The sequence below is a fragment of the Micromonospora polyrhachis genome, assembly GCF_014203835.1.
In the GTDB taxonomy this organism is placed as follows: domain Bacteria; phylum Actinomycetota; class Actinomycetes; order Mycobacteriales; family Micromonosporaceae; genus Micromonospora_H; species Micromonospora_H polyrhachis.
The window spans coordinates 6690642-6710426 of sequence record NZ_JACHJW010000001.1; the positions used below are offsets into that span (position 1 = coordinate 6690642).

Below are 19785 nucleotides of genomic sequence, written 5' to 3' on the forward strand. Positions count from 1 at the left end.
GTGGTCTGATGCCCGGGCGGCAGCCGGCGGATACGGTGTCCGCGTGGTCATCTCGGGACGGCTCGGGCTGCGGCAGCTGACGGCGTTCGACGCCCTGGTGGGAGTTGGTCTTGCCCTCTTCACGGCCGTCCGGACGCCCGGTGCCGCCGTGCTGGTGTGCGGACTCGCCGCACTGTTCTGCCTGCCGCTCACGGTACGCAGGCACTGGCCGGTGCCGGTGCTCACCGTCGTGACGCTGGCCGGGACGGTGGCGATCGCCGTCGGCATTGCCGGTGACGCCGTGGTGCTCGCGATTGCGTACGCGATCTATCCGGTCGCGCTGTCCGTCGTCCCGAGGCAGAGCTGGCTCGCGCTCGTGGGAGTGCTGGGCGCGGTCGCGGCTGCCGGCCTGCTGGGTATCACGGTTCCCGGGCTCCCGGTCATCCCGGCTCGGGCGGGGGAGGAGTCGTTCACGACAACTCCGGTACCCGTCCTGCTATACGCCGCGACCATCATCGCCGGCTCGTGGGCGCTCGCCCGCGCGGTACGGGCCCGTCGCCAGCAGGTGGCCCAACTCGCCGAGCTGCGGGCCGACCAGGCTGTGGCCGAGGAACGGCTACGTATCGCCCGGGATATCCACGACGTGGTCGGACACAATCTCAGCCTGATCGCGATGAAGGCGGCGGTCGCCAACCACCTCGCCGACAGCCACCCCGACCAGGGGCGCGCCGCACTCCGCACGATCGAGCGGGTCAGCCGTAGTGCGCTTGACGACGTCCGAGTCGTGCTCGGTGCCCTGCGCGATCCGGCCGACACCGTACCGAGCTTCACCGAACTCGACCGGCTGGTCGAGGACATCCGCACCACCGGCATCACCGTCGACGTCGAGCGGCCGGCGGATCTGTCACCAGTGCCGGCGGCCGTGCAGGCCTCGGCGTACCGCATCGTGCAGGAGGCGCTGACCAACGTGCTGCGCCACGCTGGCCCCACCCGCTGCCAGCTCACCGTCACTGTCGAGCCCGAGGTGCTGATCATCGCCGTCGTCGATGACGGAACAGTCGGGCGTTCCGACGGACCGGCCGGGCACGGTGTGCGGGGTATGCGGGAACGGGCGGCGATGCATGGCGGCACCCTCAAGGCTGGCTTCGCGCCTGGCGGCGGGTACGCGGTCCGCGCCCAACTACCATTCAGCCCGGTGGTGCCGGACGATGAGTGAGCCGGTACGGGTACTGCTGGCCGACGACGAGGTGTTGCTGCGGGGCACACTACGTCTGCTGATCGAGGCCACCCCCGGGATGACCGTGGTGGCCGAGGCGGGAACCGGTCAGGAGGCCGTCAAGCTTGCGAGAGCACATGCACCCGACGTCGTCCTGATGGACATCAGGATGCCCGGCATCGACGGCATCGCTGCCACGGAGGCGGTGACCGCTGCCCAGAATGCCCCTCGGGTGCTTGTCCTCACCACCTTCGACCTCGACGACTACGTGTACCGGGCGCTGCGCGCCGGGGCCAGCGGTTTCCTGCTCAAGGACACCCCACCCGTGCGACTGCTCGACGGGATCAGGGTGGTGGCCGCAGGTGAGGCGCTGCTCGCGCCAAGCGTCACCCGTCGCCTCATCGACGAGTTCACTACCGGTATGCCGGTGGCGCGGCGCATGCCGAGCAGGCTCGACGGGGTGACCCCGCGGGAACGGGAGGTGTTGGCACTGATTACCCGTGGGTTGTCCAACGCTGAGGTCGAGCAGTCGCTGCACCTTAGCCGGGGGACCGTCAAGACCCACATCGGCCGGCTGATGACGAAACTGGCCGCTCGGGATCGGGCACAGTTGGTGATCGCCGGCTACGAGTCGGGGCTTGCCGACAGTTGGCGCGACTCCGAGCCGTCGTTCTGACCTTTGACAACCTATCTATGACGCCTTCGACGTCAATCCGCGTGGCTGGCAACATTCCTCGTTCCGAATGCTTCCGAATGCGCCTGGTGTCCGGTTCCGGGGGTCCGGGTTCTCCGAACAGGTCTGGCGGACTGCGCGGACTGGGGGATTGATGCCTGGGTGGGGCATTTTCCGCCATGATCAACAGGCCCTGGGTGGGGCTGGCGCGGAATGTTGGCGGCCGGCGGGTGGTTATATCTCGCGTACGACCGAGTAGCGTGACCCCCGGGTGGGTGATCACCCCGGCTGGGTTGCGGGACCGTGGAATGTTGGCGGTTGGCCGGTCGTTACATCTTGTCTACGCCCCCGCCCCGGGACCTTGGGGTTGGGTGTGGCGTTCTGGTTCTTTCCCCCCTTTTCTTCAGGTGAGCGTGGCGCGTGTCTGCGCGTGTGTTCCCTGGCGTCTTCTGTCCCCCGGGAGGCGTTTCCTTTCCCCCGTATTGGAGCTTTGGTCATGAATACGATTCTGCGTAAGAGTGTGCTTGCTGCTGCTGGTCTTGCTTTCACCGGTGGTGTGTTCGCGGGTCCGGCGCTGGCCGACCAGGTGACGGTTGCCGCTCCGGTCAAGTCGGTGGGTGTGGTGCAGGCTGACAAGCCGGCCATGGACAAGCTGATCCCGCACGGTGTGCAGGGTGAGCAGTCGCGGATTCCGTTGAACGGTGAGCAGACCGGGAACGTGAAGGCGATCGTCAAGGCTACGAAGAAGGCTGGTATGGACGAGCGGGCTGCTGTGGTGGCTGTCGCGACGAGCCTGCAGGAGTCGAAGTTGGAGAACCTGGGTCATCTGGGTGACCGGAATGATCACGACTCGCAGGGGTTGTTCCAGCAGCGTCCGTCTTCGGGTTGGGGTTCGGTGGAGCAGATCACGGATCCGGAGTACTCGACGACGGCGTTCCTGAAGGGTCTGAAGCAGGTTGACGGTTGGCAGGAGATGCCGTTGACGCAGGCGGCGCAGAAGGTTCAGGTGTCGGCGTACCCGTTCCACTATGCGCAGTGGGAGACCCAGGCTGCTGACCTGGTCGCCGAGCACTGGAACAACAGCTGACGTACGGCTTACATATCGCGTGAACGGCCGGTGGCCGGCCCCCGAAACCCTGGGGACCGGCCACCGGCCGTTTGCGGGTTGGGACGTGCGGAGTGGGCAACACGTAGACCAACTAATTGATGTCAAGTCGCGAGCGGCAGCGGCCCGGGGAGGGGCATCGACGGTAGGCCGGGGTGGCCGGCTGGGACGGTGCCTCGTTGAACCGGATGCCAGCGGAGTCCAGGTCGGTGACGACCCCGAGAGCAAACCTGGAGGAGGGGATGCGTGGGCAACCGTTGCTGACGGCGTCGTGGCGGCCACCGGCTTGGGCCGCCGCCTCGGGCATGGCCTTCTGCGTTCTCGCCGGGCTGGTCGTCACCGGTCACACCGAGTTGATCGCGGCCGACGCGGCGCTCAGCGCCGCCGCGTACGACTTTGGCGAACGGCACCCGACGGTCCGCGCCGCCGCCGCGCGACTGACCCACCTGGGGCATGGCGCCGTCGTGCTGGCCCTGGTCGGCGGCGCGGCCGGGACGCTGCCGCGGCACCGACGAAGGCGGGGCTTGGTCTTCGCCGTCACGGCCTTCGCCGCCGGCGGGTTGCTGCGCGGGGCGGTGCGGGCCTGGACCGCCCGGGTACGTCCGGTCCGGCCGGGACCCCCCGTCGACGGGTACGCCTTCCCCTCCGGGCATGCCAGCCGCTCGGCGACCGCAGCTCTGGTCGTGGCGGCCCTGCGCTGGCCGGAGCTGTCCCCGGCGACCCGGGGCGTCCTGATCGCCGTGCTGGCCGGCTGGCCGCTGACGGTGGGTGCCAGTCGCGTGGTGTTGGCCGCCCACTGGCCCAGTGACGTGCTCGCCGGTTGGCTGGTCGCCCTGACCGCCGCACCCGTCGTTGCCAGCCTGACCGAGCCACTACCGTCGGCCAGTGTTCGCCGATGCGATCCTTCGCGTCGTGCGATGACTAATCAGCTCGCCGGTTCTTAGCCGGGCACCTACTATCGGCGACCATGACGCGGGCAATCAGCGACTGGGCGTACGGGGTCAGCCGGGTCGCGGTGATGACCGGGGCCGGGATCTCCACCGACTCGGGTATCCCGGACTACCGTGGCCCGGACGGGGTGTGGACCCGTGATCCGGCCGCCGCCGAAGTCTTCACCTATCCCCATTTCATGGCCGAGCGGGCGGTCCGGGTCCGGTTCTGGCGGCGCTATCTGCACCACGCCGCCTGGCACGCCGAGCCCAACGTCGCACACCGGGCACTGGCGGAGTTGGAGTGCTCCGACCTGGCGGTGCGGATCGTGACCCAGAACATCGACGGGTTGCACCAGAAGGCGGGCAACACCGCGCGCAAGGTGCTCGAACTGCACGGCAGTATGCGTACCGTGGTCTGCACCCGCTGTCGGGTGCGGACGCCGGCGGCGGAGACGTTGGCCCGGGTCGCCGAGGGTACGGACGACCCGGCCTGTACGTCCTGCGGTGGCATCCTCAAGCTCGGGGTCGTGATGTTCGGTGAACGTCTCGATCCCGGGATCCTGGATCATGCGCAGCGGATCGCCGTGGCGAGCCAACTCCTGCTCGTGGTGGGCAGTTCCCTCCGAGTGGAGCCGGCGGCGTCGCTGTGCGCGGTCGCGGTCGACGCGGGTGCCCGGCTGGTGATCGTCAACCGGGATCCGACGCCGTACGACTACCTGGCCGTCAACGTGGTTCGTGAGCCGATCGGGACCGCCCTGCCCCGGATCGTTGCTGCGCTAGCCGGCGTCACGGCTTCCCCCCCAACTCTCGGACCTTAGCCAGTGCGTCCCGGATGGACGAATATTCACCCTGGTACGCCCCATTGAGATAGACCTTGTACACCGATCCGGTATAGCCTCGCTCGGATTCGATGGTGACCTGCCCCCCGTTGTCGGTGCGGGCGGACTTGACCAGCATCAGACTTCCTCTCTCCCCAAGACGAATGTCGAGCCGTGTGGCCCGACCCTACTCCCCGGTACAGGGATAGATCGACCCGCGAAAATATCTTCCGGTTGTTGCCGCTCTGGCCAGCGCGAATGTCCATCCGTAGGTGGCGCGCGGAATCGGTGTCTCGGGACGGTCGGCAGGAGGTACCGCGGTCGGCTGGACCGGTCGTCAGATCGGTGATGAGCCCGACAGGCGAGGCCTTTTTCACTATCGTCAGATGGGTCGGGGCTGGTCGCTGCCGGGAGGAGGTGTCGCGGTGGGCGTCCGTACCTGGATCGAGGGCTGGCCGGTCTACCGTCAGCTGGTCGGCACCGACCCGCTCGGGCTCGGCGCGGCGGCCAAGTCCGCCCGTTCGATGGCGCTGACCCCCCGTACTGAGACCGCCGACTCGATGGCCCGTTCGGTCTGCCCGTACTGCGCCGTCGGCTGCGGGCAGCGGGTCTACGTCACCGACGGCAGGGTCACCCAGATCGAGGGCGATCCGGACAGCCCGATCTCCCGGGGGCGGCTCTGCCCGAAGGGCGCGGCCAGCAAGAACCTGGTCACCAGCGAGCTGCGCCAGCAGAAGGTGCGCTACCGCCGGCCGTACGGCACACAGTGGGAGGACCTCGACCTCGCCACCGCCATGGACATGATCGCCGACCGGATAATCGCCGCTCGCGACGAGACCTGGGAGGAGACCGACGAGGCCGGTTATCTCCTGCGCCGGACCCTCGGCATCGCCAGTCTTGGCGGCGCGACGCTGGACAACGAGGAGAACTACCTCATCAAGAAGTTGTTCACCGCCATGGGCGCGATCCAGATCGAGAACCAGGCCCGCATTTGACACTCCGCCACCGTCCCCGGTCTGGGGACCAGCCTCGGCCGTGGCGGCGCTACCGGGTTCCAGCAGGACCTGGTCAACGCGGACTGCGTCATCATCCAGGGCTCCAACATGGCCGAGTGCCACCCGGTCGGGTTCCAGTGGGTGATGGCAGCCAAGGAGCGCGGGGCTCGGGTCATCCACGTCGATCCGAGGTTCACCCGGACCAGCGCCATGGCCGACACCCATGTGCCGATCCGGGCCGGCACCGACATCGCCTTCCTCGGCGGGATCGTCCGGTACATCCTCGACAACGAACTGGACTTCCGGGAGTACGTCCTGGCGTACACCAACGCGGCGACCATCGTCAGTGAGGACTACCGGGACGCCGACGACCTGGACGGGCTCTTCTCCGGGTACCAACCGGAGACGGCCAGCTACGACCAGACGACCTGGCAGTACCACGGCCAGGAGCGTGACGGCGGGAGCGGTGACACCGCCACGCAGCGGGAGACCGGTGCCGGCCTGGAGCACGAGTCGCACGGTGTGCCGGTCGGCGGCGACACCGAACGGGACGAGACGTTGCGCCACCCGCGCTGCGTCTACCAGATCCTCAGACGGCACTACGCCCGCTACACGCCGGAGCTGGTCGAGCGGGTCTGCGGCGTGCCCCGGGACCTGTTCGAGGAGGTGGCCCGCGCCTGGACGGCCAACTCCAACCGGGAACGCACCACCGCCCTGGTCTACTCCGTCGGCTGGACCCAGCACAGTGTCGGTGTGCAGTACATCCGTACCGGGGCGATCATCCAGTTGCTGCTGGGCAACATCGGCCGCCCCGGCGGCGGCGTACTCGCGCTGCGCGGGCACGCCAGCATCCAGGGCTCCACCGACATCCCGACCCTGTTCAACCTGCTACCCGGCTACCTGCCGATGCCACAGCACACGACCCACCCGACCTTCGACAAGTGGGTCGACACCATGCGGCATCCGCAGCAACGGGGCTTCTGGGGCGACGCCGACCGGTTCGCGGCGAGCTTGCTCAAGGCGTACTGGGGGGAGGCGGCCACCCCGGACAACGACTTCTGCTACGACTACCTGCCCAGGATCAGCGGCGACCACGGTACCTACCAACAGGTGCTCGACATGATCGACGGCAAGATCAAGGGCTACTTCCTGCTCGGGCAGAACCCGGCGGTCGGCTCGGCGAACGGCCGTGCCCAGCGGCTGGGCATGGCCAACCTGGACTGGCTCGTCGTCCGGGACCTGTTCATGATCGAAAGCGCTACCTTCTGGAAGGAAGGACCCGAGGTCGAGACCGGTGAGATCGTGCCGGAGCAGTGCCGCACCGAGGTGTTCTTCATCCCCGCCGCCTCACACGTGGAGAAGGAGGGCACCTTCACCCAGACCCAGCGGCTGTTGCAGTGGCGGGAGAAGGCCGTCGAACCGCCCGGCGACTGCCGCTCGGAACTGTGGTTCTTCTACCACCTCGGCCGGATCATCCGGGAGAAACTGGCACCCGCCAACCGGGACCGCGACCGGCCCCTGCTCGACCTCAACTGGAACTACCCCACCCACGGTCCGCACGCGGAGCCGAGCGCCGAGGCGGTGCTCTACGAGATCAACGGGTACGACGTGACCACCGGCCGCCCGCTGGCCTCGTACACGGAGATGAAGGCCGACGGCTCCACCGCCGGCGGCTGCTGGATCTACTCCGGTGTGTACGCCGACGGGATCAACCAGGCCGCCCGGCGCAAGCCCGGCCGGGAACAGAGCTGGGTGGCCCCCGAGTGGGGCTGGGCCTGGCCGGCCAACCGGCGCACCCTCTACAACCGCGCCTCGGCCGACCCGGAAGGGCGGCCGTGGAGCGAACGCAAGGCGTACGTCTGGTGGGACCCGGCCGTCGGTGAGTGGGTCGGCCACGACGTGCCGGACTTCGAGAAGACCAAGCCGCCGTCCTACCGCCCGCCCCCGGGCGCCACCGGTGTGGCGGGGATCAGCGGGACCGACGCGTTCATCATGCAGGGCGACGGGAAGGGCTGGCTCTACGCGCCGGCCGGCACCCTCGACGGCCCGCTACCCACCCACTACGAGCCGGCCGAGTCACCGGTGCGCAATCCGCTCTACGGCCAGCAGGCCAACCCCACTCGCAAGGTCTACGACCGGCCGGAGAACCCGACCAACCCGAGCCCGCCCCAACCACACTGGGACGTCTTCCCGTACGTCTTCACGGTCAGCCGACTCACCGAGCACCACACCGCCGGGGGCATGAGCCGCAACGTGAAGTACCTGGCCGAGTTGCAGCCGGAGATGTTCCTGGAGGTCTCCCCGGAACTGGCCGTCGAGCGCGGCCTGACCCACCTCGGCTGGGCCCACGTGATCACCACCCGGGCCGTCGTCGAGGCCCGGGTCCTGGTCACCGGCCGGGTCACCCCGCTGCGCATCGACGGGCGGATCGTCCACCAGATCTGGCTGCCGTACCACTGGGGAGATCAGGGGCTGAGCCGGGGGGATTCGGCCAACGACCTGTTCGGGATCGTCCTCGACCCTAATGTGCTGATTCAGGAGAGCAAGGTCGGCACCTGTGACCTGCGAACCGGCCGCCGACCCCGGGGACCGGCCCTGCGGGAACTGGTTGACGACTACCGCCGGCGCTCCGGCACCGCCAACGGGCAGTACCCGCCGATGCTGACCACGGACGGAGATTCCGGCCATGACTGAGACGATCACCAGATACGAGCCGGGGGAGCCGGCTGCGGCCGCCGGGTACGTCGACGCGCCACCCCGGATGGGGTTCTTCACCGATACCACCCTCTGCATCGGCTGCAAGGCCTGCGAGGTGGCCTGCAAGGAGTGGAACCAGGTGCCCGCCACCGGGCTGGACCTGCTCGGCATGTCGTACGACAACACCGGCGCGTTGACCGCCAACTCGTGGCGGCACGTCGCCTTCGTCGAGACCGACGCGCACTGGCTGATGATGTCCGACGTGTGTAAGCACTGCACCCGCGCGGCCTGCCTGGACGTCTGCCCGACCGGCTCGCTGTTCCGCACCGAGTTCGGCACGGTCGTGGTGCAGGAGGACATCTGCAACGGCTGCGGCTACTGCATCCCGGCCTGTCCGTACGGCGTGATCGACCAGCGCCGCGACGACGGCCGAGCCTGGAAGTGCACGCTCTGCTACGACCGGATCGGGGCGGGGATGACCCCGGCCTGTGCGCAGGCCTGCCCCACCGAGTCGATCCAGTACGGGCCACTCGACGAACTGCGGGACCGGGCCCAGTCCCGGGTGCAACTGCTGCACGACGCAGGTGTCCCCGAGGCCCGACTGTACGGACACGACCCGGCCGACGGGGTCGGCGGTGACGGTGCCTTCTTCCTGCTGCTGGACGAGCCCGAGGTGTACGGCCTGCCCCCCGATCCGGTGGTGACCACCCGGGACCTGCCCCGGATGTGGCGGCGTGCCGGGGCCGCAGCCCTGGTCATGGCGGCCGTCACGGTCGCCGCGTTCCTGGGCGGGTCGTCGTGAGCCGCGACGGCGTCACCGTCCCGCCCCTGAATTTCGAGTCCTACTACGGCCGCCCCATCATCAAGGCCCCGGTGTGGCGGTGGGACATTCCCGCGTACCTCTTCACCGGCGGCCTGGCCGCCGGCAGTGCGCTGATCGCCGTCGGCGCGGACCTGACCGGGCGCTCGGCGTTACGCCGGTCCGGCCGGCTCGCGTCGCTGGCCGCGGTCGGGGCCAGCACCTACTTCCTGGTCCATGACCTCGGCCGTCCGGCCCGCTTCCACCACATGCTGCGGGTGGCCAAACCCACCTCGCCGATGTCGGTGGGCACCTGGATTCTGGCCGTGTTCGGACCGGCGGCCGGGGCGGCGGCGGTCAGCGAGGTGGGCCCATGGTTGCCCCGACACGGCCTGTTCGGCCTGGCTCGGCGGATAGCGCCCCCGGTCGGCCGGGCCGCCGGTGTGGTCTCCGCCGCGATGGCACCGGCGCTGGCCACGTACACCGGGGTGTTGCTCGCCGACACCGCGGTGCCCTCCTGGCACGAGGCCTACCCCTGGCTTCCGTTCCTCTTCTCGGGCAGCGCCCTGGCCGGTGCCGCCGGCCTGAACCTGGTCGCCGCCCCGCGCGCCGAGGCCGGGCCACTGCGCCGCCTGGTCGTGGCCGCCGCCGGCCTGGAACTGGCCGCTGGCCGCCGGGTCGAACGGATGGGACTGGTCAGCGACCCCTACCGCACCGGCCCGGCCGGGGTCCTGTTGCGTGCGGGGCGGGCACTGCTGGTGGCCGGAACCGTCGGAGCACTACTCGGCCGGCGTAGCCGGGTGGTGTCGGCGCTGTCCGGCGTGGCCCTGCTCGCCTCCTCGGCGGCGACCCGGTTCGCCGTCTTCCAGGCCGGACTCACCTCCGCCCGAGACCCGAGATACACCGTCCTCCCGCAGCGGCAGCGGCTGACCGAGGCCGCTGCGGCAGCCGACAACTGAACCGGCTTACCCACCCGGATTACCCCGATCGGGTCGGTCCGTGTCACCGCTGCGTCTTCCGGCCCGGACGCCTGATTCCGCTGGTTAGAGTGCTCGGTGGAGGCGTTCAGGCGGCTGGTGCCCCTCCCGGTCTTCAAAACCGGTGTGGTCCGGGATCCGGGCCGGGCGGGTTCGATTCCCGTCCGCCTCCGCCAATTCAGGACCGTCCGTCTCCGCCAACCCTGGGACCGGACGGCTGCCCTGACGGGATCCGTCCGGGTCCGTCGAGCCGGCGAGGTGAGGCATGCGCGAAGGGGCGACCGATGCGCGGCGACGTATACCCCGTACCGATCTGGTGTTGACCGATCCGCGCCTGGCCGCCGCCGTGGCCACGTTCGGTCGGGCCCGGGTCAAGGCGGTCGTCGTCGGGGCGCAGCACCGGGCCCGCCGAGGGGAGATCCGGCCCGAGGAGGTGCCCGATGCGGCAGTGGCGGCGCTGCCCGGCAACCGTCCCCGGCCGGTCGTCAACGCCACCGGCGTGCTGCTGCACACCAACCTCGGTCGGGCGGCACTGTCCACGTCGGCCGTGGAGGCGGTGGTCGCCGCCGCCGGCTACACCGCCGTCGAACTCGACCTGGCGACCGGGCAGCGGGCCCAGCGGGGACGCGAGGCGCTCGCCGCGCTCGCCGCCGCCGTACCGGCGGCGGCAGCGGTGCACGTGGTGAACAACGGCGCGGCGTCGCTGGTCCTGGCCGCGACGGTGCTCGCCGCCGGTCGGGACATCGTGGTCAGCCGGGGGGAGCTGGTCGAGATCGGCGACGGGTTCCGCCTGCCGGACCTGCTGGAGAGCACCGGTGCCCGGCTCCGCGAGGTCGGCACCACCAACCGCACCACCCTGGCCGACTACTCCTGGGCGGTCGGTGCGGCCACCGGTTTCATCCTCAAGGTCCATCCCTCCAACTTCGTCGTCCGCGGCTTCACCACCGCCGTGCCAGTACGCGAGCTGGCCACCCTCGGCGTCCCGGTGGTGGCCGACATCGGTTCCGGGCTGCTCGCCCCGGATCCGCTGTTGCCCGACGAGCCGGACGCCGCCTCGATGCTGCGGGCCGGGGCTGCCCTGGTCACCGCCAGCGGCGACAAGCTGCTCGGCGGGCCGCAGGCCGGCCTGCTGCTGGGTGACGCTGACCTGGTCGAGCGGCTGCGCCAGCATCCACTGGCCCGCGCGCTGCGGGTGGACAAACTCACCCTCGCCGCCCTGGAGGCGACCCTCCGCGATCAGGACACCCCCACCTGGCAGGCGCTGCGGGCCGGCCCGGGGCAACTGCACGACCGCGCCGAGCGGCTACGCCAGGCGATCGGCGAAGCCGGTCACAAGACCGAGGTCGTCGGCTCGCTGGCGGTGGTGGGCGGCGGCGGTGCCCCGGGGGTCGAGCTGGAGTCGTGGGCGCTCGCCCTGCCGGCCCTCTACGCCGAGGCGCTGCGCCAGGGCGATCCACCGGTGCTGGGCCGGGTCGAACGCGATCGACTACTGCTGGACCTGCGGGGCGTACCCCCCGAACAGGACGACACCCTGCGTCGGGCGGTCCTGCGGGTGCTGCAACGTTGCGCACCCGACGGTCCGACCCGGAACCGCTGAGCAGTCGTGCGGGTCGTCGCGACCGCCGGGCACGTCGACCACGGCAAGTCCACCCTCGTCCGGGCGCTGACCGGGATGGAACCGGACCGCTGGGCCGAGGAACGTCGCCGGGGCATGACGATCGATCTGGGCTTCGCCTGGACCACGCTGCCGTCCGGTCAGGTCATGGCGTTCGTGGACGTGCCGGGGCACGAGCGGTTCGTGTCGAACATGCTCGCCGGGGTCGGCCCGGTACCTGCCGTGTTGCTGGTCGTCGCCGCCGACGAGGGTTGGATGCCACAGTCCAGCGAACACCTGGCGGCGTTGGACGCGCTCGGTGTCGGGCACGGCCTGCTCGTGGTGACCCGAGCCGATCTGGCCGACCCGCGACCCGCCACCCGGCAGGCCCGCACCGAACTGGCCGGCACCGCACTGCGCGACGTCGAGGCGGTTGCCGTCAGCAGCGTCACCGGGGCCGGTCTGATCGAGTTGCGGAGCGCGCTGGACCGGCTCGCCGGGCGGATGCCACCCCCGCCGTCGTCCACCCCGGTACGGCTGTGGGTGGACCGGGTGTTCACCGTCGCCGGTAGCGGCACGGTGGTCACCGGCACCCTGGGCGGAGGCCGGTTGCAGGTCGACGACGAACTGGAACTCGGCACCACCGGTCGTCGGGTCCGGGTCCGGGCGCTTCAGTCGTTGGGCGCACCGGTCGACCGGGTCAACGGGGTGGCCCGGGTGGCGGTCAACCTACGTGGGGTCGCCCGGGACCAGGTGGCCCGGGGCGACGCGTTGCTCACCCCGGGACGGTTCCAGCCGACCGACCTGGTCGACGTGCGGCTGGTCGGTGACCCGGTGAGCGCTGTGCCGGCCACGCTGACGTTGCACATCGGTTCGGCCGCGGTGCCAGTGCGGGTACGGCCACTGGGGGCCGACACCATCCGGTTGCGGCTGGCCCGGCCGGTGCCGCTGCACGTGGGTGACCGGGCGTTGCTGCGGGACCCCGGCAGGCATCGGGTGGTGGGGGGCGGGACCGTGCTCGACGTCGTACCGCCACCTTTGACCCGACGGGGCGCGGCGGCGCAGCGGGCAGTCGTACTGGCCACGATGGACGGGACGCCGGACGAAGTCGGCGAGTTGGCCCGACGGGGCCCGTCGCGCCGCGGCGACCTGGAGCGGATGGGGGTACGGGTCGGCACCACGCCCGTGGCGGGGGACTGGCATGTCGACGACGCGTACTCGCGGGAGCTTCGTCGTCGCGCGGTCGATCAGGTGTGTCGGTATGCCGCTGACCATCCGCTGGAGCCGGGCATGCCGGTGGAGACGCTGCGCCGAACGCTTGGCCTGCCCGACCGAGCCCTCGTCTCGGCGTTGGTGGCGCCACCCCTGGTGGCCAGTGCCGGTCGGGTCAGCCTGGCCGGGCCGGAAACCGGGCTGCCCGCCGGGCTGCTGCGGGCAGTCGAGCGTCTGCGGGCCGACCTGACCGTCCGGCCGTTCCTCGCCCCGGAGGCGGCCCGACTGGTGGAGCTGGGCCTGGGCCGCCGGGAGATCGGCGCGGCGGTTCGGGCCGGGGCGTTGTTGCGGCTGGCGGAGAACGTCGTGCTGCTGCCCGGCGCCCCGGACGCGGCGGTACGGGTATTGGCCGGCCTGCCGCAGCCGTTCACGCTCAGCGCCGCGCGACGGGCGTTGGACACGACCCGCCGGATCGCCGTGCCGTTGCTGGAGTTGCTGGATCGTCGGGGTGTGACCCGGCGGCTGCCGGACGACGCCCGGGTCGTGGTGACACCGCCGCCAAGCTGATGGTGGACCGACGAAATCTGAGTGCAACCCTTCGGTGCCGTTGCTGGTCCTTTCCATGACGACGTTGCGAAGGAGTGCAATGGATGGACAGGATGCCGTTCACCAGGCGTATCAGGCCTACTACCACCGATTAGTCGGCCAACTCTACGGACTCACCGGCGATCTGCCCGAGGCGCAGGACGTGGTGCACGAGGCGTACGCACGAGCGCTGGCCAGCCCGGCCCGGTTTCTCGACCTGAATGATCCGGAGAAGTGGCTGCGTACCGTGGCGATGAACGTGGCCCGTAGCCGCTTCCGACGTCGCTGGGTGTTCGACCGGCTGCTCCGGTCCGGCCGGGTGGACCGCCCCGACGACACTCTGCCCGGGCTGTCGCCCGACCATGTCGCGCTGGTTGCGGCGCTGCGCAAGCTCAACCGGCCGACCCGGGAGGCGGTGGTGCTCCACCACCTGGCCGATCTGTCGGTGGAGGAAGTGGCCGACACCCTGGAGGTCCCGGTCGGCACGGTCAAGGCGCGGCTGTCCCGGGGACGGGCCGCACTCGCCCGGCTGCTGTCTGACAACCCTGGGACCATGAGAAAGGAGACGGTACGTCATGCCTGAACCGGACTACCACGGTCTGCGGGACCAGGCCGCCCGTTCCGCCCACCAGCCGGCGTTCGAGACGGTGCGGAAACGCGCGGGCCGACTGCGTGCCCGCCGCCGGATGAAAGCTGCGACCGTGGGGGTGGCGGTGGCCGCGCTGCTCGGTATCGGGGGTTTCGCCGTGTTGCCGCCGGCAACCACTGACCCGGACCGGGTGGCGGCCCTACCATCGTCCAGCACGCCAGGGGATGATTCCCGGCCGCGGCTTCTCTGGCTGGCGGTGGGGGGTGACGCCAGCCATCTGTACACGGTGGCCTCCGACTGCATGGAATGCCCCTTCACGTTGAAGTCATCGTCGGACGGGGGGCGGAGCTGGCGGGAGCGGCCCGGGTATCGGGAGTTCCAGAACATGGCACCGCAGAACCTCAAGGTCCTTGGCCCTGAGATTCTGTTCACCAGCGATGCCGTCAAGCAGCCCGGCGGATCGTCGAGCCCGTTGTCCCTTCAGGACAGGTTGATGAAGGGCCCGTTCAAACAGCGATACTGGATCAGTGTCGACGACGGGGTGAGTTGGTCGGAGATGACCACCACTACCACGACGGTTGGCGCGGCCCCTGTCAACGGCGGCTTCGACATGCAGCGTCTGGGCGAGAAGCTCTTGCTCTGTGTGGTCGATCCCGCCAACCGGCAAATCGCGCCGCTGGCCACGCAACCGCCGCTGGTCGAGTTCGAACTGGTCGGCACTCCGGCAAAGGCCGGAGTGTGGGTTCAGGGCTACGACCCCGCCACTCGTCGTCCGGCCGTTGCGGTGAGCCGGGATCGCGGAGTGACCTGGGAGGTGTCGGTCTTCGAGGCGGAGGCACCCGCACGAGCGGTCGGGGGTCTCACTCCAGCGATGTACCTGCCCAATGTCGCCACCACCGACGGCCGGACGGCCTATGCCGTCTTCATCGACGACAGTCGGACCCAGCGGGTCTACCGCAGTACCGACGCCGGCCGGACCTGGGCTCGTACCAACCCGGACGGCCGGATCACGCAGCTTTCGCTGGCGGGTCCGGAGTCGTACGTCACCCCGGACGGGTCCCACGTGCTGACTGCCCAGCATCCCAGTGCCGGTTACGTGTTGTTGGCCAGTCGGGACGGACGTACCTACGCGCCGCTGGCGGACACGGGTCTGCCACCGGCCATCACAGGGTCGCCCGGTGTGGGCGAGATCGCGGAAGGTCGCTACTTCTACCTGACGCGTGAACAGCTCTACCTGTCCGACGACGGCATGCGCTGGTGGCCGGTCGCCGGGCTGTAACCGGCGGGCAGGGCGGCCCGGACCGGACTGATTCGGCGGCGAACGCCGATCGGTACCGGTTCGGGCCGCCTAGCGTGGGACCCATGGATCCTGCGGCGACGTGGCGGGACAAGAACCACCGGTGGCGGATCGAGGCATACCGGGCGCCGGACCTGCGGTTCGCCATCTATGCCACGAACGGGCTGACCGAGTCGGCACCGTTGTGGTTGTTCGGTATGCCGGCGCTGGCCCGCTGGCTGACCATCCAGAGCATCAGCCTGGATGACCTGGAGAGCGGCTGATTGCGTAGCTTTCCTTCTTGACCGTCGTGTATGACGTAGGTAACTTTCGGGGCGTCTCCCTGCCGGGTCGATTGACGGAGGTACGCCTTGGAACGCAGGAATTTCCTCACCGCCACCGCTGCCGCGGGTGCCCTCGGCGTCACCGCTACGACGGTCGCGGGCACCCCCGCCTCGGCCGGAGGCCGGGGCCGAGGCGTGCAGACCGGTCTGGACGTACTCGTCGCCTCCCGGTTCGCCGTACTCGCCGGCCAGCGGGTCGGCGTGATCTCCAACCCGACCGGGGTCGACTCGGACTACCGGCACCTGGTCGACCTCATGCACGAGTCCGGTCGGGTCCAGTTGACCGCCGCGTTCGGTCCGGAGCACGGTTTTCGGGGGTCCGCCCAGGCCGGCGGCAGTGAGGGGACCGGGACCGACGCCCGCACCGGCGTTACCGTCTACGACGCCTACGGCGCGTCCCAGGCCAAGTGGGCCGAGCTGATCACCAGGGCCGACGTCGACACGGTCGTCTTCGACATCCAGGACGTCGGTGCCCGGTTCTACACCTACATCTGGACGATGTACGACTCGATGGTCGCCGCCGCCCGGCTCGGCCGCCGGTACGTCGTCCTCGACCGGCCCAACCCGATCGGCGGACGGGCGTACGGGCCGATGATGACGGCCCCCTACACCTCGGGGGTGGGCAAGAAGGAGATCGTCCAGCAACACGGGATGACCGTCGGTGAGCTGGCCCGGTTCTTCAACGGCGAGTTCCTCCCCGCCGAGGCGGGCCGTCCGGTCGACCTGCACGTGGTCACCTGCCGGCACTGGAAGCGGGACCGGCTCGCCGCCGAGACCGGGGTGCCGTGGGTGATGCCCAGCCCCAACATGCCGACGGTGGACACCGCCCTGGTCTATCCGGGCACCGGCCTCTTCGAGGGGGTTGCCTCGATCACCGAGGGGCGGGGCACGTCTCGCCCGTTCGAGCTGATCGGTGGCCTGGCCACCGACTTCGACTACCACTGGTCCGACCGGCTCAACGCCCGGAACCTACCGGGCGTACGGTTCCGCGAGGCGTACTTCTCACCCACCTCGGCCGGCCAGAAACCGCAGCTGCTGAACAAGCTCTGCGCGGGAGTGGAGGTCAAGGTCGTCGATCCAGCCCGTTACGACCCGATCCGTACTGCGGTGGCGATGCTCGTGGAGGCCCGGAAATATCCGGCCTTCGCGTGGCGGGCCGACACTTGGGACGCCGTCCGCCCGTACTGGATCGACAAGCTGACCGGGTCCACTCGGCTCCGGACGATGATCGATGCCGGCGCGGATGTCGCGGACGTGGTGGGTGCCTGGTCGACCGAGCTGACGGCGTTCAACCGGCAGCGCGCCCCGTACCTACTCTACTGATCGGCGGGGAAGCGCGGTCGGCACCAGAGCGGTGGCCCGTTCCGGAGTTCCGGAACGGGCCACCGACGGTTGGCTCAGATGGAGGTCAACTGGCCGACGTGCAGTCCCTCGGAGAACTCCTCGACCAGCTTCGCGCCGAACGCGGGTAGGTCCGCCGGGCCGCGACTGGTGACCAGGCCCGCGTCGGTGTGTACCGGCTCGTCCACCCAGATGCCGCCGGCGTTGGTGATGTCACTGCGCAGGCTCGGGAAGGACGTCAACGTCCGTCCGTTGATTACATCCGCCTCGACCAACAGCCACGGGCCGTGGCAGATCGCGGCCACTGGCTTCTCCTGCTCGAAGAAGGTACGGACGAAGACCACCGCCGTCGGGTCCAGGCGTAGCCGGTCCGCGTTCGAGACCCCACCCGGTAGTACCAGGGCGTCGTAGTCGGAGGCGTCCGCCTCGGACACCGTGAGGTCCACCTCGTACTCGGCGGACGGGTTGATGTCCTGCCGTACCGACTGGACCGGTTCCGGATGGGTGGAGATCAGATCCACCTGCGCGCCGGCCTGTTCGGCAGCGGCCCGCGACTGGGTGTATTCCACTTCCTCCACCCCGTCGGCCGCGAGGAACGCCACTGTCTTGCCCATCAAGGGAGTGTGCTGTGCGGTCATGATGCCGTCTCCTCCCGCGGCGCGGGTCGACTACGGTGGCCGCGCCGCTGCCGGTGGCCTTCCCCGAGGCCACCGAGCACAAACCGTCGCTGCTGTTCTGCCTGATGGTGCTCTGCCAGGGGCGGGAGTGGGCTCGTTTCATCAACCTGCCTGCCTGGTTCGTCGGGGTGCCGCTTATTCGCCCATGGGGGTGCCGCTTATTCGCCCAGTGGTGGGAAGCGGTTGATGAACGCCCAGGCAGTAGGGCATATCAGCTCTAACGTGAATTTCGTGAAAAATAAGGGTTTGCGGACATTTCTAGCTGTGGCCGCTGGTCTTGCAGTGATCTATTTCGGCAGCCAACCCCCGGAGGGGGGCGGCGTCACCAATGCCCTGGTCGTGTTGGGCCTGGTTGCCGCCGCACTCGTGTGGTTCCTTACCAAGCCTAAGTCCGACAAACCGGTCAGCTGACCCGTCGATCACCGCGCGCCCGCTGTCTTGACCAGACTCTCCGCCGGCGCCTCCCCGAGCGAGACCCGGACCAGGGCCGAGGCCAGCCGGGAGAAGTCGCGTCCGGTGACGAGGCCGGCCAGCGCGTCGGGTGCCGCAGGCAGGCCGAGCCGACGGGCTCCGCTGGTCATCCGCCGATCCGTGTACGGCCGTACATCAGACCACACCGCCTGCACCTCGCGAAGAAAGATATCCGCACCGGTCGGGCCGATTCCGGGAAACTCGGTCAACAGTCGCCGCAACGCCGCCAGGTCGCCATTCGCCTCCCGGTGCAGTCGGCGCAGATCGCCACGCCAGCGCTCCAGGCACAATCGGGCCCCGGTGCCCAGCATCGTCGAGGTCCGCTCGTCGTAACGCCGGTAGTGCCCCCGGCCCAACGCGTCGACCCGGTTCTGCCAGCTGGCCGCCTCCATCGTCTGGGGGGTGCGGTATCCAGCGGCGAAGAGTTCTCGGGCGGCGGCTACCGCGACCCCGGCCCGGATCCGGGTGCTCAGCAGCGTGGCCAGCACCAACAACTGGTACAGCGGTGCCGGGCGGTCGGCGAGTTGGATACCACAGTCCTCAGCGTAGGTGCGGCCATGCCGGTCAAGCAGCGTGCGGACGAGCGCCTGGTTATTGCCCATAACTCCCGCTTACCCGGTAGGAGGCCGGCTAGCCCCGTCACCGGGTAGGACGGGTTCGGTGACCGATGCCTCTCGGGGACCACCAGCGACCCGGGACCTTCGACGGGAGCACCCGCATGCCGGCCGACCCGCCGGGTAACCCGCAGGTGCGCACCCGGTGGCGCGACCACCTTCGCGCCCTGGGCGGAAGGAGACAGACATGACGAACGTACAGCAGCCAGAGTTGCGCCGTAACGGACGTAACCCCACGGTGCAGGACAGCAAGGCACCTGGCCCGGCCGACCGTCGACCGAAGGCCCGTGGTGGTCAGGCCCGTCCGGTGCCACGTGAGCAGATCTCGCCGTACGGCCCGTCGCCCCGGCCGGTTGCCGAGCACACCGACCGGAACGAGCCGTCCGGCGGCTAGCATCTCGACCGGGCCGCCCGCTGTGCCAGTCGGTGCCAGGTCGCTACCGCGACCGCGCCGTAGATCAGGTGCGGGATGATGTCCGAGATCCAGTCCGTCCGGCTCCACTGCCGGGGATCGGTCACGCGGAGCGCGGTCATCGACCCGTCCGAGAGCAGCATCAGGCCGGCACCGAGCAGCGTGGCACCGACCGGCGTCGGGAGCCGTGGCCGTCCGATCACCGCTGCGCCGGCGGCCGCGACTCCCACCCCGATGACATATCCGAGTAGGGGCCCGAGGCCCGAGCGGCGGTTCGCTGCCCGGTCCTCGGGTCCCAGACCCAGGTGTGCCAACGCAGCCAGCTTCCCCGCGGTGCGCTCCGGGGTACTGCTGGCCGGCCTGCCGCGTAACGCCATGTCCAGGTAGGTCACTCCGTTGAGGGCGGTGCTGCCCACCGCCCCCGCGATGGCGCCGTCCAGCAGCGCACGTCCCCGATCTACTTCTGTACCGCGTGCCAT

The 19785-nt window shown here is 69.9% G+C and carries 19 protein-coding genes and 1 tRNA gene; 17 read left to right on the plus strand and 3 right to left on the minus strand.

All coding sequences use genetic code 11. The features are described from left to right. Positions 1–43: 43 nt before the first annotated feature. From FHR38_RS33375 to FHR38_RS29665, 15 genes are all read left to right on the plus strand, one after another. Complete coding sequence (locus FHR38_RS33375) at positions 44–1195, plus strand: sensor histidine kinase (protein ID WP_184538377.1); 1152 nt, start codon at positions 44–46, stop codon at positions 1193–1195. Beyond that, positions 1188–1871 (plus strand): response regulator, encoded by a 684-nt coding sequence (locus tag FHR38_RS29595; protein WP_184538379.1) that lies wholly within the window; start codon positions 1188–1190, stop codon positions 1869–1871. The genes FHR38_RS33375 and FHR38_RS29595 overlap by 8 nt, the downstream gene beginning before the upstream one ends. Before the next feature lie 493 nt (positions 1872–2364). After that, positions 2365–2955 (plus strand): hypothetical protein, encoded by a 591-nt coding sequence (locus tag FHR38_RS29600; protein ID WP_184538381.1) that lies wholly within the window; start codon positions 2365–2367, stop codon positions 2953–2955. A gap of 227 nt (positions 2956–3182) precedes the next feature. Next, positions 3183–3917, plus strand: coding sequence for a phosphatase PAP2 family protein (locus FHR38_RS29605; protein ID WP_184538383.1), 735 nt, complete (start codon positions 3183–3185; stop codon positions 3915–3917). 23 nt (positions 3918–3940) lie between these two features. Next, on the plus strand, positions 3941–4723 hold the full coding sequence (locus FHR38_RS29610; RefSeq protein WP_184538386.1) for an SIR2 family NAD-dependent protein deacylase: 783 nt from the start codon (positions 3941–3943) through the stop codon (positions 4721–4723). Between the two features lie 425 nt (positions 4724–5148). Then, positions 5149–8412 (plus strand): formate dehydrogenase, encoded by a 3264-nt coding sequence (gene fdh, locus FHR38_RS29620; RefSeq protein WP_312882473.1) that lies wholly within the window; start codon positions 5149–5151, stop codon positions 8410–8412. Further along, positions 8405–9217, plus strand: a complete 813-nt coding sequence (locus tag FHR38_RS29625) for a 4Fe-4S dicluster domain-containing protein (RefSeq protein ID WP_184538391.1) — start codon at positions 8405–8407, stop codon at positions 9215–9217. The genes fdh and FHR38_RS29625 overlap by 8 nt, the downstream gene beginning before the upstream one ends. Then, the gene (gene nrfD / locus FHR38_RS29630) at positions 9214–10173 is read left to right on the plus strand and encodes an NrfD/PsrC family molybdoenzyme membrane anchor subunit (RefSeq protein ID WP_312882474.1); all 960 of its coding nucleotides are present in this window, start codon (positions 9214–9216) and stop codon (positions 10171–10173) included. Before FHR38_RS29625 ends, nrfD begins: the two co-directional genes overlap by 4 nt. 98 nt (positions 10174–10271) lie before the next feature. After that, positions 10272–10367, plus strand: a tRNA-Sec gene (locus tag FHR38_RS29635). Positions 10368–10456: 89 nt separating this feature from the next. After that, complete coding sequence (gene selA, locus FHR38_RS29640) at positions 10457–11788, plus strand: L-seryl-tRNA(Sec) selenium transferase (RefSeq protein ID WP_184538396.1); 1332 nt, start codon at positions 10457–10459, stop codon at positions 11786–11788. A gap of 6 nt (positions 11789–11794) precedes the next feature. Then, complete coding sequence (gene selB, locus FHR38_RS29645) at positions 11795–13564, plus strand: selenocysteine-specific translation elongation factor (protein WP_184538398.1); 1770 nt, start codon at positions 11795–11797, stop codon at positions 13562–13564. Positions 13565–13643: 79 nt separating this feature from the next. Beyond that, a complete protein-coding gene (locus FHR38_RS29650; RefSeq protein WP_184538400.1) occupies positions 13644–14165 on the plus strand; it encodes a SigE family RNA polymerase sigma factor in 522 nt (173 codons plus the stop codon). Then, a complete protein-coding gene (locus FHR38_RS29655; protein ID WP_184538403.1) occupies positions 14158–15450 on the plus strand; it encodes a beta propeller repeat protein in 1293 nt (430 codons plus the stop codon). The genes FHR38_RS29650 and FHR38_RS29655 overlap by 8 nt, the downstream gene beginning before the upstream one ends. Before the next feature lie 83 nt (positions 15451–15533). Beyond that, complete coding sequence (locus FHR38_RS29660) at positions 15534–15731, plus strand: hypothetical protein (RefSeq protein ID WP_184538405.1); 198 nt, start codon at positions 15534–15536, stop codon at positions 15729–15731. 87 nt (positions 15732–15818) lie between these two features. Next, positions 15819–17114 carry an exo-beta-N-acetylmuramidase NamZ family protein gene (locus tag FHR38_RS29665; RefSeq protein WP_184538407.1) on the plus strand — a complete coding sequence of 432 codons (1296 nt, stop codon included), beginning with the start codon at positions 15819–15821 and terminating at the stop codon, positions 17112–17114. Positions 17115–17188: 74 nt separating this feature from the next. Here the strand turns inward: FHR38_RS29665 and FHR38_RS29670 are convergent, their stop codons facing one another. Beyond that, positions 17189–17770, minus strand: coding sequence for a type 1 glutamine amidotransferase domain-containing protein (locus FHR38_RS29670; RefSeq protein ID WP_184538409.1), 582 nt, complete (start codon positions 17768–17770; stop codon positions 17189–17191). 285 nt (positions 17771–18055) lie between these two features. Here FHR38_RS29670 and FHR38_RS29675 point away from each other — a divergent pair, with 285 nt between their 5' ends. Further along, a complete protein-coding gene (locus FHR38_RS29675; RefSeq protein WP_184540424.1) occupies positions 18056–18220 on the plus strand; it encodes an amidophosphoribosyltransferase in 165 nt (54 codons plus the stop codon). An 8-nt stretch (positions 18221–18228) separates the two neighbouring features. On the opposite strand, the gene FHR38_RS29680 is transcribed toward FHR38_RS29675, so the two are convergent. Continuing rightward, a complete protein-coding gene (locus FHR38_RS29680) occupies positions 18229–18882 on the minus strand; it encodes a hypothetical protein (RefSeq protein WP_184538411.1) in 654 nt (217 codons plus the stop codon). A 199-nt stretch (positions 18883–19081) separates the two neighbouring features. Here FHR38_RS29680 and FHR38_RS29685 point away from each other — a divergent pair, with 199 nt between their 5' ends. Continuing rightward, on the plus strand, positions 19082–19288 hold the full coding sequence (locus FHR38_RS29685) for a hypothetical protein (RefSeq protein WP_184538413.1): 207 nt from the start codon (positions 19082–19084) through the stop codon (positions 19286–19288). Here FHR38_RS29685 and FHR38_RS29690 read toward each other — a convergent pair. Further along, a complete protein-coding gene (locus FHR38_RS29690) occupies positions 19285–19785 on the minus strand; it encodes a hypothetical protein (protein ID WP_184538415.1) in 501 nt (166 codons plus the stop codon). The two genes, FHR38_RS29685 and FHR38_RS29690, sit on opposite strands and share 4 nt — an antisense overlap.